The sequence below is a fragment of the Nocardiopsis sp. CNZ308 genome (assembly GCF_004217075.1).
In genome coordinates this window covers 6,240,501-6,256,514 of the sequence record NZ_SHKJ01000001.1, presented here as the reverse complement: position 1 = coordinate 6,256,514, position 16,014 = coordinate 6,240,501, and the positions used below count along the sequence as shown (strand labels likewise).

Here is a 16,014-nt window from a genome sequence, read left to right as displayed (position 1 = left end):
CCGCCCCTCCCGGCTACGGCCTCCGGGGCCGCGCCGCCTCGGCCGCCAGCGTGCCCAGCAGGGACAGCGCCTGCGCGCTGGCCGAACCCGGCTCGGCGTGGTAGACCACCAGCTCCTGGCCCGGTGCCGACCGCACGTCGAAGGCGTGCAGGCTCAGCTCCAGCGGGCCCACCTCCGGGTGGGCGAAGCGCTTGGTCTCCAGCCTCTTGCCCCGCACGCCGTTGCGCCGCCACAGCCGGGCGAAGTCGGGGCTCTGCTCCTGCATCTCCCCGACGACCTCGCGGACGCGGGGATGGTCGGGCCAGGCGCCCTCGGCCAGGCGCAGGCCGTCCACCGTGTTCGCGGCGACGGCCTGCCAGTCGGGGTAGAACGCGCGGGAGGCGGGGTCCAGGAACACCGTCCTCACCAGGTTCCGCGAGAAGGGGAAGCCCCGGAAGAGCTGTTCGGCCAGGGGGTTGCAGGCCAGCACGTCGTAGGCGCGGCCCAGGACCAGCGCCGGGGTGTCGTGCCAGGCGTCCATGAGGCCGAGCAGAGAGGGGTCGGCGCGCTCGGCGGGGGCGGGCGCCTCCGGCCTCGGAACCAGTCCGGCGAGCCGGTACAGGTGCAGCCGGCCGTCGCCGTCCAGGTGCAGGGCCTGTCCGAGCGCGTCCAGGATCTGTGGTGAGGGGTGGGTCTCGCGGCCCTGTTCCAGCCGTGTGTAGTAGTCGGCGCTCATTCCGGCCAGCAGCGCCACCTCCTCGCGCCGCAGTCCGGCGACGCGGCGGTGTCCGTGGACGGGCAGGCCCACCGCGCGCGGTGTGAGCCGCGCGCGTGCGCTCCGGAGGTAGTCGCCGAGCGAAGGGGAGTCCATGCGACCAGGGTAGGGCTTGGCGGCCCGGTGTTCCTGGGTGCGCTCCACCCGGGAACGGCGCGGTCTTCCCGGCCCGCGGTGACCCGCCCAGACTGGGACGCGTCCGGTCAACCCAGGGAGAGGACGGCCATGAACGACCAGGCGAGGAGCATGAGCGACCAGACGCGGGAGGCGGCCCGCAAGGTGATCGTGGTGACGGGGGCCAGCAGCGGGATCGGCGAGGCCGCGGCGCTGCGCCTGGCCGCCGAGGGGCACCACGTGGTGCTCGGGGCCAGGCGTGAGGAGCGCCTGCGCTCACTCGTCCAGCAGATCCGCGACTCCGGAGGCAGCGCCGAGCACCGCGGCCTCGACGTCACCGACCCCGACAGCGTGCGGGAGGTGCTCGACGCCACCGTGCGCGAGCGGGGGCGCGTGGACGCCCTCGTCAACAACGCCGGGGTCATGCCGCTGTCCCGGATGGACGCGCTGCTGGTGCAGGAGTGGCACCGGATGGTCGACGTCAACGTCAAGGGGCTGCTGCACGGTGTGGCCGCGGCGCTTCCGCACTTCCAGCGCCAGGGCTCGGGGCACTTCGTGACCGTCGCCTCGATCGGCGCGCACGAGGTCGTGCCCACCTCGGCGGTGTACTCGGGGACCAAGTTCGCCGCGTGGGCCATCACCGAGGGGCTGCGGCTCGAACTCGACCCGGGCATCAGGGTGACCACGGTCTCCCCGGGCGTGGTCGAGAGCGAGCTGGCGGACCACATCACCGACCCGGGAGCGCGGGAGGCGATGCGCACCTACCGCCGGAACGCGCTGCCCGCCGACGCGATCGCCCGGGCGATCGCGTTCGCCCTCGACCAGCCCGCGGACGTGGACGTCAACGAGATCATCGTCCGACCCGCCGCCCAGCGCTGAACCGGGGCCCGGGGCGGACGAGCGCTCCAGCGGGACCCCGCCGGGGACGGGCGCTACCGCGGACGGGACGGGGCCGGACACGAGCGGGGCGCTAGCGCGGACGCGGTCTCGCGGGGTCCTCGGCCCGGGCGGGGCCGCGTCCGTCGTCCCCGTCCCGTCCGGCGGACGGGGCCCGCCCGTCACCGACGTGGTCCTGCACCCACTCCACCATCGGCAGCAGCAGGTCGGTGACCTCGCGGCCGTCCCCGGTGAGGCGGTACTCCACGTGAGGCGGCACCACCGGCCTGGCCTCGCGCAGCACCAGGCCGTCGGCCTCGAAGGCGCGCAGGGTCTGGGCGAGCATCTTCTCGCTGATCCCGCCGATCGCGCGCAGCAGCTCGCTCCAGCGCAGCGGCCCGTGCGACAGGGAGACCAGGACGAGGACCCCCCACTTGCTGGTGATACCGGCCAGCAGCCGCCGGGAGGGGCAGTCGGCGGACAGGACCTGCCCGCGCGGAGGGGGCGGGGAACCGGACGGCACGCTCATGGAAGCCAACTTACCAAAAGGTGGGTACCCGACTTTTGGAATGTGCCGGTGAGCGGGAGGGTTGGGACGCCTGGACGGCCGGAACGCCCGGCCGCAACGAAGGGAAGCACCCATGTCCGTCGTCATCACCGGTGCCACCGGCCACCTCGGCCGCCTCGTCGTCGAGGACCTCCTCGACCGGGGCGTTCCGGCGGAGCGGATCACCGCCACCGCGCGCGACACCGCCCGGCTGGCCGACCTCGCCGGACGGGGCGTGCACACCGTCCACGCGGACTACGACGAGCCCGCCTCGCTGGGGGAGGCCCTCAAGGGAGCCGACACCCTCCTGCTGGTCTCGGGCACCGCGATCGGTGAGCGGGTGCGCCAGCACGGCGCCGTGATCGGGGCCGCCGTGGAGGCCGGGGTCGGGCACATCGTCTACACCAGCGCGCCCAGGGCCACCGACACCACGCTGGTCCTGGCTCCCGAGCACAAGGCCACCGAGGAGCTCGTCACCGCCTCCGGGCTGGCGTACACGATCCTGCGCAACGGCTGGTACAACGAGAACTTCGCGCAGCAGCTGGACCAGGCCCGCGCCACCGGCGCCTTCGTCGGCAGCGCGGGCCGGGGCCGCACCGCCAGCGCCTCGCGCCGGGACCTGGCCGAGGCCGCCTCCGCCGTGCTGCGCGACCCGGCGGCGCACGCGGGCGCCGTGTACGAGCTCTCCGGCGACACCGCGTGGACCTACGACGACCTCGCCGCGACCCTGGGCGGACTGCTCGGCCGCGAGGTCGTCTACCGCGACCTGACCACCGAGGAGCACGTGGCGGCCCTGACCGGAGCCGGACTGGACGAGGGCACCGCGCGCTTCGTGGCCGCGCTGGACACCAACACGCGCGACGGCGAACTGTCCGCCACCACCGGAGAGCTGTCCCGCCTCATCGGCCGACCGACCACCCCGGTCGGCGAGACCCTGCGCGCTCTGCTCTGACCCGCTCCCCGTCCTCCCCGCCGCGGGGAGGACGGGCCCAGCGAGCCGCCGGAGCCGCCGCCTCTCAGCCGGAGTCCGTGTCCGAGGGGGCCAGGGTCAGCGGCGGCCCGGCGGACGGCCGCGGAACGGGGTCGGCCACGACCTCGGGCCAGGGCAGGTCGACCGCGGAGGTCCCGGCGGCGAGGGCGGCCGCGGCCAGCCTCAGAGTCAGCGGCAGCCGCCCGCAGCGGTCGGCGATCCGGGTGACCAGCGCCAGCTCCGCGGCCCGGGCCCACATCCCGGCCACGGACAGGAACAACTCGACCGAGGACTCCTCCGACAGCACGTCGAGCGGCAAAGGTCGGGCGCCGAACAGCGCGACCAGCCCCGTCAACGGGTGCCGACTGGTGATGAGCACGACGCTGCCCCGGCCGGTGGGCAGCAGGGGAGCGAGCTGCTCGACCGAGGCGGCGTCGTCGAACAGGAACAGCAGACGCTGGTCGGCCGTCACCGACCGGAAGAGCTTGGCGAGCTCGTCGGCGCCGGCCGGCAGGCCGCCGGGGTCCGCGCCCAGGCCGCGCAGCAGCTGGCGCAGCGCGTCCTCGGCCCGGATGGGCTCCTCTCCGGAGGCGGAACCGCGCAGGTCCACGTAGAGCTGGCCGTCGTGGAAGCGTTCCCGGACGGCGTGGCTCCAGTGCAGGGCCAGCGCGGTCTTGCCGACGCCGGAGACCCCGGTGAGCAGGAACACCGCGGGCCAGCGGTCGGCCCCCCGGTCGTCGTCCAGCGCCTGGTCGAGCACGGACAGCTCCGCCGAGCGGCCGACGAACTCACCGACGCCGTAGGGCAGTTCGGCGGGGCGGACCCGGTGGACGACGGGCGCGCCGCCGCGCGTGCTCCCGCCGTCCGGCTCGGCCGTGAGCAGGTCCAGGTGCAGCTGCCGGAGCCGGGCGCCGGGGCCGGTGCCCAGCTCGTCGGCCAGCCTCTCGCGCAGCGTCGCGTAGACCTCCAGCGCCTCCCCGGTGCGTCCGCAGGCGTGCAGGGCCGACATCAGCAGCCCCGCGAAGCGTTCGTGGGTCGGGTGCTCCGCGCACAGCGAGAGCAGTTCGGGGACGGCGGCGGCTCCGCGGCCGAGGTCGATCTCGGCGCCGTGCAGCTCCACCAGGGCGTGCAGCCGCCTCTCCTCCAGAGCCGGGCGCGCGTGGGCGGCGAGCGCCGGTGTGACGCCGCCCAGCGCCGGGCCCGTCCACAGCGACAGCGCGGTGCGCAGGGTCCGGACCGCGTCGGAGGGGCGGTGGGCGGCGCGCTCGGAGTGCGCGCGCACCAGCAGCCGCTCGAACACGCCGCTGTCCGTGGCCTCGGCCGCCACGGTCGTCCGGTAGCCGCAGGTGCTCCGGACGATCGTGTCCGCGCCCAGGACCTTGCGGAGTCCGTGCACGTGCGCCTGGAGTTGGGACCGTGCGCTGCGCGGAGGGTGTTCGCCCCAGACCAGGTCGATGAGCCGGTTGTCGGAGACCACGGTGCCGGGTCGCAGGAGGAGTGCGGCCAGGACCGTACGCCTTTTGGGCCCTCCCGTGCTGACCGGACGTCCTTCGGAGTGAACTTCGACAGAACCGAGCATGCGATACCGAATCCCTGACAGATCGGTCTCCACTCATGAACTCCCTGACGCACGATGAACGCTCCGCTGCGCAACGTCGCGGAGCATACGGCACTCGGCGGCGCACCGTCCACCCGCGTGAGGGGGAGCGCGGAGAGTGTCCGGGGCGGCTCTGAGGTGGCCTGGGGCTTTGGGTTTCGGTCGTTGCAGGACTTGTGTCGCTAATGGCCACAAACGATGTGAAGGAGGGCATGGCCGGGCGGCCCCGGCGAGAACCGGCCGGGGCCGCCCGTGAACGGTCCGGTCAGCCGCAGTTGGTGCCGCGCTTGCCGCCCTCAGTGCCGGTGATGCGCCCCATCCAGTCCACGCACCTGCCGGCGGCGTTCAGGTAGATCGGACCGGCGTAGGTGGTGTAGTAGCCGCCGTCGAAGACGTCCCAGTGGTTTCCGGCCGGACTGATCGACAGTCCTGCCTCGATGAGCACGGCCGAGCCGGGACTGTTGCGCTTGGCCACGACGCAGTTGTAGCCGTTGGAGCTGTTGTAGGTCAGGAAGACCGTGCCCTTGGAGCCGATGCTGTCCTGGTTGACGACGCCGTACCCGGAGCCGCACTCGCCGCCGTAGGTGGCCGCGGCGGCGGGCGAGGCGCTGACGAGCAGACCGCCCAGACCGATACCGGCGGCCGCGACGACGGCCGCGGCCCTCTGCGCGAGCTTCTTCATGTCATGTCCGATCATGGTTCGGGGGTGTGTGGAAGAAGGGAGCGGGGCGGGGTCAGCCGCAGTTGGTGCGGAAGACGGTCTCCGTGATCGTGCCGATCGTGCCGCCCCAGTCGACGCACCGGCCCGCCGCCGACAGGTAGACGGGACCGGCGTAGGTCGTGTAGTCGCCGCTGTCCCGCTTCCAGGACGAGGTGCCGTTGACCCGGATGAACGCCTCCATCGGCGCGGCCCCGCCCGGGTTCGTGCGTACTGTGACCACGCAGTTGTAGCCGTTGGAGTTGTTGTAGGTCAGGAAGGTGGTTCCGCGGTTGTCGGGGAACTCGACCTTGTTGACGACCCCGTATCCGGACCCGCACGCCCCGTTGTAGGAGGCGGCGGAGGCGGGAACGGCGGTGGCCGCCAGACCCGCCGCGGCGATCCCGCCGGCCGCGGCGAGGGTGGCGGCCTTCTTCAGGAGGTTGCGCATGGTGCTCCCAGTCGTGCGTCGGCGCGCCGCCCGTCGCGGCGCGCGGGGGGTCAGCCGCAGTTGGTCCCGTTGCGGTTCACGTTGGTGCCGCTGATGTTGCCGAACCAGTCCACGCACGAACCGGCCGCGCTGCGGTAGACCGGACCGGCGTAGGTCGTGTACTGGCCGCTGTCCACCTCGGCCGCGCTGGCGGGGTCGCTGGTGCGCTTGAGGCCGACCGTCATCTCCACGGCCGCGCCCGGGTTGGCCCGGACCGTCACCGCGCAGTTGTAGCCGTTGGAGTTGTTGTAGGTGAGGAAGACCGTGCCCTTGGAGCCGATGTTGGCGTAGTTGACCACGCCGTAGCCGCTGCCGCAGACACCGTTGTACTCCGCCAGGGGAGCCGCCGCCGACGCGGGTGAGGCCAGTGCCAGCGAGCCGGTGGCCAGCGCCGCCGTGAGCAGGGCGACGGCCCGGAACTTCTTGAACATGGGGGAGCTTTCCGTCCTGTGTACCGGCGTCCGCTCCGTGCGGACGCCGGGAAGGACTGTGGCACGGGCCGCTTCGATCCGGCTTCGGTTCCGCTTCGCGTCGGCTTGCGTGCACTGGCTCCGGGCCCGGGAACCCCCTGGAACGCGGCGCTGTCGCCTCGGGAGGGCCAGGGAGGCCACCCGCTCCCGCGGTTCCCCGGCGCCCGCGGGACCGGGTTCCGGCCCCCGGCGGACCAGCGGGTCCGTGCCGTCCTCCTCGATGCCGCCCCCGGCGAGGCGCGGGAGGTCCACGCGACGGCCGGCCGTGCTGACCGCCAGCTCGTCGGTGCCGTCGCCGTCCAGGTCGCAGGCGACCACGGCGCGGCTGACGCCGTAGCCGGGGGAGGGCTCTCCCGGGGGTCCGGCCGCGGGGAAGCCGCACCGCCAGGGGCTAGGCGCGCTCCCGCTCGTAGACGCTCAGGTGCGTGTACGCCAGTGAGAACAGCGGTGTGGGCACGCCGAGCTCCCGGCCCCGGGAGACCAGGTCGCCGATGATGTGGTCGGCCTCCACCGGGTTGCCGTGGGTCAGGTCCCAGTACATGGAGGTCGTGGTCGAGGACGTGGTGTTGGCGATGATCGCGTCGGCCCTCTCCCGGGCCGCCTCGCCCGGCGGGTGGCCGGAGGCGGTGGCCACGGCGATGGCCTCGGCGAACACCGCCGCGGTGAACTCCTGGCCGCCGGGCGCGCTGTTGACGCGGCCGATGGGGCCGCGCATCAGACAGGTGCACGCTCCCAGGGTCGCCAGGAACACCCACTTGTCCCACAGTTCCTGGCGGATGTCGGCGGCGGAGGTGGCGGTGTGGTCCCCGGTGTCCAGTGCGGCGTGCACGTCCTGCGGTGCGACGACGGGGTGCTCGCCCAGCGGCCCGTAGAGCAGCTGGCCCATGGTGCCGACCTGGACGATCTCCCCCTGTTCGCCCAGGCGCGTCATCACCATGGCCACGCCGCCGTAGACCCGGTCGGCGCCGAAGCGCTCGACCAGGGCGTCGATGTGGCGCATGCCGTTGAGGAAGGGCAGCACCGCGGTCCGCGGGCCCACGGCGGGGGACAGGTCCTTGAGGGCGTCGTCGAACCCGTACGACTTGACGGCCACGATCACCAGGTCGTAGTCGGGGCCCACCTGGTCGGCGGTGACCGCGCGGACCGGCGCCGCCTCCACGCGTCCTCGCACGTCGCGCACGCGCAGACCGTGTTCGCGAAGGAGCGCGGCGCGTGCGGGGCGGACGAGGAAGTCCACGTCCCGGCCCGCCCGGACCAGGTGCGCTCCGAAGTAGCCGCCGACCGCTCCGGCTCCCACGACAAGAATCCTCATGATGCTCCCGCCCGGTGGTTGCACGACAACGGACAACGTAGGGCCATGGGATCTCGCCTGGCAAGGGCGCGGCCGCGTGCGCGCACCGCCCCGTCCCCCCCGCGGCGGGAGGGTCGAGTCCCCGGCACCGCGGCACTCTCGTAAAGCCTGCTCCATGTTTGTGGAATCCCGGTTTTCGCAGCTCGGAGGTAAGGGCAATCGGGTCGTGGCCCGTGCGCCCCGCCCAGGGTGCGAGCACGGTGCGCCCCGGGGTGACACCCCGTCCGCACGAGGAGGAGGAAACGGTTCCCATGGCTTACGTGACCACCCGCGACGGCGTCGAGATCTTCTACAAGGACTGGGGGAGCGGCCGACCGGTCGTGTTCATCCACGGCTGGCCGCTCAACGCCGACGCGTGGGAGGACCAGGTGAAGTGGGTGGCCGACAACGGCTTCCGCGGCCTCGCCCACGACCGCCGCGGCCACGGCCGATCCGGCCAGCCCTGGAGCGGCTACGACTTCGACACCTTCGCCGACGACCTCAACGACCTCATGAACCACCTGGACCTCCAGGACGTCACGCTGGTGGCCCACTCCATGGGCGGCGGCGAGCTCGCCCGCTACATCGGGCGCCACGGTACCCGGCGCGTGCGCCAGGCCGTCCTGCTGTCCGCGGTCCCGCCGATCATGGTCAGGTCCGACACCAACCCCGAGGGAGTGCCCGAGGAGGTCCTCACCGGGATCAAGGACGGCATCCTCAGGGAGCGCTCGCAGTTCTGGAGGGAGACCGCGGAGGGCTTCTTCGGCGCCAACCGCCCCGGCAACAAGGTCACCCAGGGCAACAAGGACGCCTTCTGGTTCATGGCCATGCACCAGGCCGTCGAGGCCGGTGTGCGCTGCGTGGACGCCTTCGGCTACACCGACTTCACCGAGGACCTGCGCCGTTTCGACGTCCCGACCCTGGTGGTGCACGGCGACGACGACCAGGTCGTGCCCATCGACGCCACCGGCCGCAAGTCGGCGCGGATCATCCCGGACGCCACCCTGAAGGTCTACGAGGGCGGCTCCCACGGCATCGCCCTCGTACCGGGAGACAAGGAGAGGTTCAACCAGGACCTGCTGGAGTTCCTCAAGAGCTGACCCGCTCCGGCGGGCGGGATCGCGCGGGCGCGGCGGGGCCCGCCCGCCGTGGCGGATGTCGGACGCGGCCGTGCGGAGCGGGAGAACGCGGTCTCCGGACAGGGCAAGAGGGGAACGCGCTGCCGGACCGCGAGGGGGTGCGGGCGCCCTCCGAGGGCCCGGCTCTTCCGCCGGGTGTTGCCAGTGCGGCCCGTGCGCCACAGGATGGGTCCTGCCGACGGCCCCAGGGGCCGTACCGACGGGCGAGAGGCGGGACATGACCGGTTCGACGACATCCAGCACCGTGGACGGCATCCTCCGGCGCAGCGCGGCGCGCACCCCCGGGCGTACCGCGCTGGTCTTCGGCGGGCGCTCCTGGACCTACGCCGACCTGGACGCCGCGGTCACCCGCGCCGCCGCACGCCTGCTCGGCCTCGGCGCCGTCCTGGGCGACCGGGTCGCGGCCTACGGCAGGAACTCCGACGCCTACCTCATCGGGTTCCTGGCCTGCGCCCGGGCGGGGCTGGTCCACGTGCCGGTCAACTTCGCCCTCCAGGGGGAGGAGCTGGCCTACCTGCTGGAGCAGTCGGGCAGCACCATCGTCCTGACCGACCCCGCCCTGCGCCCGGCCGTGGACGCGCTGCGCGACGGGACCGGCGTGGAACAGGTGCTGGAGCTGCGCGAGGGCCCCGGTTCTCTGCTCGCCGACAGCCTGGAGGGGCCGGTGCCCGAACTGGACGCCGGGGTCCGCGACACCGACCTGGTGCAGCTGCTGTACACCTCCGGCACCACCTCCCGCCCCAAGGGCGCGATGATGACCCACCGGGCGCTCGTCCACGAGTACCTGTCCTGCGTGGTGGGCCTGGACCTGTCCGCCGACGACGAGCCCCTGCACGCCATGCCGCTCTACCACAGCGCGCAGATGCACGTCTTCCTCATGCCGTGGCTGGCGGTCGGGGCGCGCAACACCCTGGTGGAGGCGCCCGACCCCGCCGACCTGCTGGAGCGGATCGAGACGGCCGGACACCGGGCCTTCTTCGCCGCGCCCACGCTGTGGGTGGCGATGGCGGGCCACCCCGACTTCGCCCGGCGCGACCTGACGAGCCTGCGCAAGGCCTACTACGGGGCCTCCGTCATGCCCGGCCCGGTGCTGGAGAGGCTGCGCTCCACCCTGCCCGGACTGGGCTTCTACAACTGTTTTGGGCAGAGCGAGATCGGCCCGCTGGCCACCGTGCTGCGCCCGGAGGAGCACGACGCGCGCCCCGCCTCCGCGGGCCGAGCCGCCCTGTTCGTGGAACTCAGGGTGGTGGACGACAGCGGCCGCGACGTCGCCCCCGGGGAGCTGGGCGAGGTGGTGTACCGGTCGCCGCAGCTGTGCCAGGGCTACTGGGACAAGCCCGAGGAGACCGCGGAGGCCTTCCGGGACGGCTGGTTCCACTCCGGCGACCTGGTGCGCGCCGACGCCGAGGGCTACATCGAGGTGGTGGACCGGATCAAGGACGTCATCAACACGGGCGGCGTGCTGGTGGCCTCCCGCGAGGTGGAGGACGCCCTGTACACCCACCCCGGGGTGGCCGAGGCCGCGGTGGTCGGCGCGCCCGACGAGAGGTGGATCGAGGCGGTGACCGCGTTCGTGGTGCCCACCGGGGAGGCCGACCCCGACACCCTGCCCGACGACCTGGTGAAGCACGTGCGCGCCCGCCTGGCGGCGTTCAAGGCCCCCAAGGAGGTACGGGTGGTGGACGAGCTGCCGCGCAACGCCTCCGGCAAGATCCTCAAGCGCGAGCTGCGCGACCGCATCGCCTGACCGGCACCGCGCCGGGGCCGCGCGCCGCCGTGCGCGCGGCCGGAGCGCCCGGTGGGCGGCTGCGGCTCAGCCCATGCGGTCGGGCGCCTCCTCGGCGTAGCGGGCGGCCAGGGTGTGGAAGGCCAGCTTGGGCTCCCAGTGGCCGTCGTCGGGGGACAGCCCCGACTCCAGCGGCGGCGGGCGCACGATCCCGAAACTGGCCATGTCCTGGTCGCGGGTGGGGTCGGGGGAGTAGCGGCAGTCGCCCTCGATGAACATGCACACGAACGCCCCGTGCACCTCCTCGGTCTCGAACACGTCCAGCAGGTCACTGATGAGGTCGGCCTGCACCCGCTCGTCGCGCACGTACCCGCCCCTGACCCTGCGGTCCCCCAGGTCGCTCCAGTCCAGGATGTCCGAGCCCGAGCCGCCCCTGTCCCGGGCGCCCTCGTAGGAGCAGCAGCCGAACTCGGTGACGACCACCGGTTTGCCGTGGGCGCGCAGCCGACGCAGCCCCCGCCGGTAGGAGCGGCGGGTGAGTTCGTCCAGGTAGTAGTCCGCGCCGACCACGTCGAACGGCGTCCAGTCCACGGTCTCCCAGGTCCCGGAGCCGTACGTGAGCGGCCCGTGGAACCTCGCGCGCGCGGTGTCCGCCAGCTCGCGCAGCAGCCGGTTGAGCCTGCGGTCGAACCACGGCAGCAGGGGGAAGAGCAGCCCCAGCGCGCGCGTGCGCCGGTCCAGGTCGCGTCCGGGCAGCACCCCGGCGGCGAACAGGCTGATCTCGCAGCCCACGTTGAGGCCCACCTGTCCGGGGTGGTCGCGGCGCAGCCGTTCGGCGGCCTCCGCCGCCCGGCCCAGGTTGGCCGTCAGCTCGCCCGGCGCGGCGTCGACCAGGCGGGGCTGGATCCACACGTACAACCCCCGGTCCAGCGCCAGGCGCGCGGCCTCCTCCAACCGCACGACGTCCTCGCCGAAGACGGTGACCGCCGTGCAGTGCAGGTCCTCTCGGATCACCCGCATCTCCCGGTCCACCACCTCCGGGCGCCACCGCGACCGGGAGTGCTGGCCGGGCAGGTAGCTGGAGCCGACGTCGTACAGGATCCCCTTCTGCGCCAGGGAGCGGCGCGGCCCGCCCGAGTCGGGTGACGGGTCGCCCGCCCGGCCGCTGGTGCGCCCGCGCAACGTGTACACGACCCAGAAGGCGGCCACGCCCGGGCCGAGGGAGAGCACCGCCTGCCACGGACCCGCGGCGGAGGACAGGAGCGGACCGAGGTCGTCGGCGAGCACGCCGACGGCGGTCAGCGCCGTGCGCGCGGCCAGCGGCGTCCACACCTCCCCGGCGGTCGTTCTCAGGGCCCCGAGGAACAGGCCCAGGAGGAACACCTCGCCGGAGAGCGCCGTCGAGCCGGTGACCGCGGCGGCGAAGAGCGTGTACAGGGCGGCCTGGCCGAGGAGAGCCGCCCACGGGGAGAACCGCAGCCCCAGGTGGTGCTGCGCGTAGCCGCGGAAGACCAGTTCCTCGGGCAGGATCTGGGCCGCCAGGAGCAGGGGCAGGGCCACGGCCAGGGCCGAGGCGGCGCCCCCGACCGCGCCGGTGTCCAGGGTGGCCGCGCCCAGGGCCCACGCCGCGCCCAGGAGCACGGCCGAGGTGAGGAGGACGGTGAGGGCGGCGGCCAGCGGCACGGGCCATCCCCGGGGCGCGAGGCCGAACACGGGGGCCGGCGCCCGGTCCAGGAAGCGGCGGGCCGCCCACAGCAGCGGCGGCACCAGCGCCGTGCACAGCGCGGCCCGTACGGCCAGGGCGGTGAGGGAGCCGGGGTCCCCGGCCGAGCCCGGAGCCGACACCGAGGCGGTCGCGGCGAGCGCACCGACCAGGGTGGCTGCGGCGCAGACCAGGACGGCCAGGGTCACGGGGCCCGCCCGGCGGCGTGCGGCCCCGGGGGCGCGGGGCGCGGTGTCGGAGGGGGGCGTGGAGCGGGGCTCGTCCGGCATGGCCGCCTTCCGGGGGGTAAACTCCGTACGGTGTTCGGTCTTTGTCGAACAGTGTACGGAGTTTTCGCGAGGAGGCAAGAGTGGCCTACGTCCACGACCCCACGGCCACGCTCGAACTGCTGTGGGACGGCCCTCGGCGGCCCCGGCGCGGCCCCCGGCACAACCTCACGGTGGAGCGCGTCGTCGAGGCCGCCATGCTGGTGGTGGAGGAGGGGGGCGTGGACGCGCTGTCCATGCGCGGAGTCGCCTCCCGGCTCGGCGTGGGCACGGCCACGCTCTACACCTACGTCCCCGACAAGTCGGCCCTGATCGCCCTGATGGTGGACACGATGGTCGGCCAGGCGGTCCCGCCGCACACCCGCGCCGGCACCTGGCGGGAGAAGGTCCGGGCGTGGGCCCACGAGGACCTGCGCTCCTACCGCGAGCACCCCTGGCTCGTCGAACTCACGGCCGCCGGGCAGCCGGTCGGCCCGCACACCTTCGCCTGGGTCGACTCCGCTGTGCGGGTCTTCGACGGCACCGGGCTGAGCGACCACGAGGTGTTCACCGTCGTGGAGGCCGTGAACGGCTACGTCCGCGGGCACGTCGCCCTGGTGGTCCAGGCCGACCGGGCCGGGGCCTGGACCACCCCCGACGGTCGCACATGGGACACGGTCCAGGAGGCCTTCCTGGCCGACCGGGCGGGTGCGACGGGGCGCTACCCGGCCGTCGAACGCGTGACCACCGCGGGACCGACCCCGGAGGAGGCCTTCTCCCAGGGGCTGGACTGGCTCCTGGACGGGATCGAGCTGCGCGTGCGCTCCCGCGCCGCCGAGCGCTCCTGACACTCCGACCGGCCCCGCGGCCCGACACGGCGGCGGGGGTGCTTGCGCGGGCACCGGGCTCCCCGGAACCTGGGACGGTCCGGGGCGCGGCCCCGACCACCTCGGGCGATCCCGGCCGGTGCGGCCGCGCCGACCGCCCGCCCCGTGTCCCCGGGCCGTGCGGTCCGCGGCTGACGAGGAGGCGACGCGGTGAGTGGCGAGGACAGCACGAAGGCCGTGGTCATGGCGTTGGCGGCCAATCTCGGGATCGCCGCGACCAAGTTCGTCGCCTATCTCCTGACCGCCTCGTCGGCCATGCTCGCCGAGTCGGTGCACTCGGTGGCCGACTCCGGCAACCAGCTCCTGCTGCTGGTCGGCGGGCGGCGGGCCAGGCGCACGGCCACGCGGGAGCACCCCTTCGGCTTCGGCCACGAGCGCTACGTCTACGCCTTCCTGGTGGCGATCGTGCTGTTCACCCTCGGCGGGCTGTTCGCCCTGTACGAGGCCTGGGAGAAGATCCGCGACCCGCACCCGATCACCTCCTGGCAGTGGGTCCCCGTCGTGGTCCTGCTGGTGGCCGCCGTCCTGGAGTCGACGGCGCTGCGCACGGCGCTGCGCCAGACCAGGACGGCGCGCGCCCGGGTGGGGTGGTTCGGCTTCATCCGCCGCACCAAGGCCCCGGAGCTGCCGGTGATCCTGCTGGAGGACACCGGAGCCCTCATCGGCCTGGCCTTCGCCCTGGTCGGGGTCAGCCTCACCCTGATCACCGGCAACGGCGTCTGGGACGGGCTCGGCTCGGGGGCCATCGGGCTGCTGCTGGTGGTGTTCGCGGTGGTCCTGGCGGTGGAGATGAAGAGCCTGCTCATCGGTGAGTCGGCCAGCGAGGAGCACATCCGCCTCATCCGCGGGGCCATCCTGGGCTGTGCGGACATCGACGCCGTCATCCACATGCGCACGATGCACCTGGGCCCCGAGGAGCTGCTGGTCGCCGCCAAGGTGGCCGTGGACGCCGAGGACGACGCCCTCCGCGTCACCGCCGCCATCGACGAGGCGGAGCGGCGGATCCGCGAGGCGGTGCCCATCGCCACGATCATCTACATCGAACCCGACCTGCTGCGCCCGCGGCCCGCGGACTGAGGCGCCCGGCGACCGCGCGGGCCGGGCCCGGGAACCGGGGGAGCCCCTTACGGGGCGGCCCGCCCCGCGCGCCGGCTTTTCGGGCGGTGTTCGTCTTCGCCGGAAAAAGAAAGCGAACCCGTGTTCGAGTAAAATGAACATTACCCGGGAATGGGCGGCCGGCGCGCGGGGGCGCGGAGTCGACGCCGATGCGTGCGGCACGGATGGACAGGGAAAACGGGGCGCCCTGCCCGGCGGGGGCGTGGGGAGCCCCGCGGGGCACGGACGCCTTTCCCGTGCCTTTCCGGTCCTCTCGGACGGGTGGGCGACCGGTTTATAGCGTATGGCGAAAAATTTCCTCCCGGCGGCTTTTGGTCCCCTTTCTTAGGGAACGTACTCCTCACATCGCGATCATCCCCCGCCGGATCCCGGCCTCCTACCTCGATAGACAGCGCGGGCGTGCCGCCCGCTCACTGTCCTCCAGGCAGACATCAGGCACCGAACAGGACACGACACCGGGGGCTTCCTCTTGTCCATCAACGTTCCCCACGCGACGCACGAGACCTTCGACCACACACCAGCCGTCCCCGGACCGCGCAGACCGGTCTGGGACGAGGACCCCACCGCCGAGGACATGCTCGCCGAGCTCCACGGCCTGGACAGGGACGATCCGCGGGCCGACGACCTGTGCGAACGGGTCGTGGTCCTCTACCAGCCGCTGGTCAACAAGCTCGCCCGCCGCTACAACGGCCGCGGCGAACCGCTGGACGACCTGCAACAGACCGCCATGCTCGGGCTGGTCAAGGCCATCCACGGCTTCAACCCCGACCGCGGCAAGCCGTTCATCTCCTACCTGATGCCCACGGTCACCGGTGAGATCAAGCGGCACTTCCGCGACCACACCTGGGCCGTGCGCGTGTCCCGGCGCCACCAGGAGAACCGGATCAAGCTGCGCCAGGCGCTCAACGACTTCCAGCAGGCCCACGCGCGCACGCCCACGGTCCACGAACTCTCCGAGGAGATGGGGCTGCCCGAGGCCGAGGTCGGCGAGCTCATCCAGGTCTCGGAGTCCTACCGGTCGCTGTCCCTGGACGCCCCGGACACCTCCGACTCCGAGGGCCAGGAGGGCACCCGGCTGGAGGACCACCTGGGCAGCGAGGACGAGGGCCTGGAACTGGTGGTCCAGCGCGAGTCGCTCAAGCCCGCCCTGGCCCGCCTGCCCGAGCGCGAGCGCGAGATCCTCATGCTGCGCTTCTTCGGCGACCACACCCAGTCCGAGATCGCCGACTGCCTCGGCTACTCGCAGATGCACGTCTCCCGGCTCCTCAACGGCGTCCTGGGGCAGCTGCGCGAGGAGATGGGACAGGACGGGCGCGCTCGGGGATGAGGCGGA

15 protein-coding genes are annotated in these 16,014 nt (G+C 73.4%); 7 read left to right on the top strand and 8 right to left on the bottom strand.

Translation table 11 applies throughout. The features are described 5' to 3' along the window. Positions 1-13 precede the first annotated feature (13 nt). The gene (locus EV372_RS27015) at positions 14-850 is read right to left on the bottom strand and encodes a helix-turn-helix transcriptional regulator (protein ID WP_130398373.1); all 837 of its coding nucleotides are present in this window, start codon (positions 848-850) and stop codon (positions 14-16) included. Positions 851-979: 129 nt separating this feature from the next. Here EV372_RS27015 and EV372_RS27010 point away from each other — a divergent pair, with 129 nt between their 5' ends. Then, on the top strand, positions 980-1,747 hold the full coding sequence (locus EV372_RS27010) for an SDR family oxidoreductase (protein ID WP_130398372.1): 768 nt from the start codon (positions 980-982) through the stop codon (positions 1,745-1,747). A 91-nt stretch (positions 1,748-1,838) separates the two neighbouring features. Here EV372_RS27010 and EV372_RS27005 read toward each other — a convergent pair whose 3' ends face one another. Next, complete coding sequence (locus EV372_RS27005; protein ID WP_130398371.1) at positions 1,839-2,273, bottom strand: winged helix-turn-helix transcriptional regulator; 435 nt, start codon at positions 2,271-2,273, stop codon at positions 1,839-1,841. A 112-nt stretch (positions 2,274-2,385) separates the two neighbouring features. Between EV372_RS27005 and EV372_RS27000 the strand changes: the two genes are divergently transcribed. Further along, complete coding sequence (locus tag EV372_RS27000) at positions 2,386-3,243, top strand: SDR family oxidoreductase (RefSeq protein WP_130398370.1); 858 nt, start codon at positions 2,386-2,388, stop codon at positions 3,241-3,243. Positions 3,244-3,307: 64 nt separating this feature from the next. On the opposite strand, the gene EV372_RS26995 is transcribed toward EV372_RS27000, so the two are convergent. From EV372_RS26995 to EV372_RS26975, 5 genes are all read right to left on the bottom strand, one after another. After that, entirely contained in the window at positions 3,308-4,840 is a 1,533-nt protein-coding gene (locus EV372_RS26995) for an AfsR/SARP family transcriptional regulator (RefSeq protein WP_130398369.1), read from the bottom strand. A gap of 283 nt (positions 4,841-5,123) precedes the next feature. Then, positions 5,124-5,540: a spore-associated protein A gene (locus tag EV372_RS26990; protein ID WP_130399144.1), complete on the bottom strand. Its 417-nt coding sequence runs from the start codon at positions 5,538-5,540 to the stop codon at positions 5,124-5,126. Between the two features lie 52 nt (positions 5,541-5,592). Continuing rightward, a complete protein-coding gene (locus EV372_RS26985; protein ID WP_130398368.1) occupies positions 5,593-6,006 on the bottom strand; it encodes a spore-associated protein A in 414 nt (137 codons plus the stop codon). Between the two features lie 50 nt (positions 6,007-6,056). Next, positions 6,057-6,476: a spore-associated protein A gene (locus EV372_RS26980; protein WP_130398367.1), complete on the bottom strand. Its 420-nt coding sequence runs from the start codon at positions 6,474-6,476 to the stop codon at positions 6,057-6,059. 430 nt (positions 6,477-6,906) lie between these two features. Continuing rightward, positions 6,907-7,827, bottom strand: coding sequence for a ketopantoate reductase family protein (locus EV372_RS26975; protein WP_197044327.1), 921 nt, complete (start codon positions 7,825-7,827; stop codon positions 6,907-6,909). Between the two features lie 290 nt (positions 7,828-8,117). Here EV372_RS26975 and EV372_RS26970 point away from each other — a divergent pair, with 290 nt between their 5' ends. Beyond that, entirely contained in the window at positions 8,118-8,945 is an 828-nt protein-coding gene (locus tag EV372_RS26970) for an alpha/beta fold hydrolase (RefSeq protein ID WP_130398366.1), read from the top strand. Positions 8,946-9,201: 256 nt separating this feature from the next. Next, the gene (locus tag EV372_RS26965; RefSeq protein WP_130398365.1) at positions 9,202-10,731 is read left to right on the top strand and encodes an acyl-CoA synthetase; all 1,530 of its coding nucleotides are present in this window, start codon (positions 9,202-9,204) and stop codon (positions 10,729-10,731) included. Positions 10,732-10,797: 66 nt separating this feature from the next. Here EV372_RS26965 and EV372_RS26960 read toward each other — a convergent pair whose 3' ends face one another. After that, positions 10,798-12,702 (bottom strand): CPBP family glutamic-type intramembrane protease, encoded by a 1,905-nt coding sequence (locus EV372_RS26960; protein ID WP_130398364.1) that lies wholly within the window; start codon positions 12,700-12,702, stop codon positions 10,798-10,800. Positions 12,703-12,782: 80 nt separating this feature from the next. Here EV372_RS26960 and EV372_RS26955 point away from each other — a divergent pair, with 80 nt between their 5' ends. The 3 genes from EV372_RS26955 to EV372_RS26945 all read left to right on the top strand — a co-directional run bounded on the left by EV372_RS26955 (position 12,783) and on the right by EV372_RS26945 (position 16,008). Next, positions 12,783-13,526, top strand: coding sequence for a TetR/AcrR family transcriptional regulator (locus EV372_RS26955; protein WP_130398363.1), 744 nt, complete (start codon positions 12,783-12,785; stop codon positions 13,524-13,526). Between the two features lie 189 nt (positions 13,527-13,715). Beyond that, positions 13,716-14,642 (top strand): cation diffusion facilitator family transporter, encoded by a 927-nt coding sequence (locus EV372_RS26950; RefSeq protein ID WP_130398362.1) that lies wholly within the window; start codon positions 13,716-13,718, stop codon positions 14,640-14,642. A gap of 508 nt (positions 14,643-15,150) precedes the next feature. Continuing rightward, the gene (locus tag EV372_RS26945) at positions 15,151-16,008 is read left to right on the top strand and encodes a SigB/SigF/SigG family RNA polymerase sigma factor (protein ID WP_130398361.1); all 858 of its coding nucleotides are present in this window, start codon (positions 15,151-15,153) and stop codon (positions 16,006-16,008) included. Positions 16,009-16,014: the final 6 nt, after the last annotated feature.

What these genes read in the sequence shown, in the direction of transcription:
- EV372_RS27015 (WP_130398373.1), bottom strand. Translation starts at nt 850, where the DNA reads ATGGACTCCCCTTCGCTCGGCGACTACCTCCGGAGCGCACGCGCGCGG.
- EV372_RS27010 (WP_130398372.1), top strand. Translation starts at nt 980, where the DNA reads ATGAACGACCAGGCGAGGAGCATGAGCGACCAGACGCGGGAGGCGGCC.
- EV372_RS27005 (WP_130398371.1), bottom strand. Translation starts at nt 2,273, where the DNA reads ATGAGCGTGCCGTCCGGTTCCCCGCCCCCTCCGCGCGGGCAGGTCCTG.
- EV372_RS27000 (WP_130398370.1), top strand. Translation starts at nt 2,386, where the DNA reads ATGTCCGTCGTCATCACCGGTGCCACCGGCCACCTCGGCCGCCTCGTC.
- EV372_RS26995 (WP_130398369.1), bottom strand. Translation starts at nt 4,840, where the DNA reads ATGCTCGGTTCTGTCGAAGTTCACTCCGAAGGACGTCCGGTCAGCACG.
- EV372_RS26990 (WP_130399144.1), bottom strand. Translation starts at nt 5,540, where the DNA reads ATGAAGAAGCTCGCGCAGAGGGCCGCGGCCGTCGTCGCGGCCGCCGGT.
- EV372_RS26985 (WP_130398368.1), bottom strand. Translation starts at nt 6,006, where the DNA reads ATGCGCAACCTCCTGAAGAAGGCCGCCACCCTCGCCGCGGCCGGCGGG.
- EV372_RS26980 (WP_130398367.1), bottom strand. Translation starts at nt 6,476, where the DNA reads ATGTTCAAGAAGTTCCGGGCCGTCGCCCTGCTCACGGCGGCGCTGGCC.
- EV372_RS26975 (WP_197044327.1), bottom strand. Translation starts at nt 7,827, where the DNA reads ATGAGGATTCTTGTCGTGGGAGCCGGAGCGGTCGGCGGCTACTTCGGA.
- EV372_RS26970 (WP_130398366.1), top strand. Translation starts at nt 8,118, where the DNA reads ATGGCTTACGTGACCACCCGCGACGGCGTCGAGATCTTCTACAAGGAC.
- EV372_RS26965 (WP_130398365.1), top strand. Translation starts at nt 9,202, where the DNA reads ATGACCGGTTCGACGACATCCAGCACCGTGGACGGCATCCTCCGGCGC.
- EV372_RS26960 (WP_130398364.1), bottom strand. Translation starts at nt 12,702, where the DNA reads ATGCCGGACGAGCCCCGCTCCACGCCCCCCTCCGACACCGCGCCCCGC.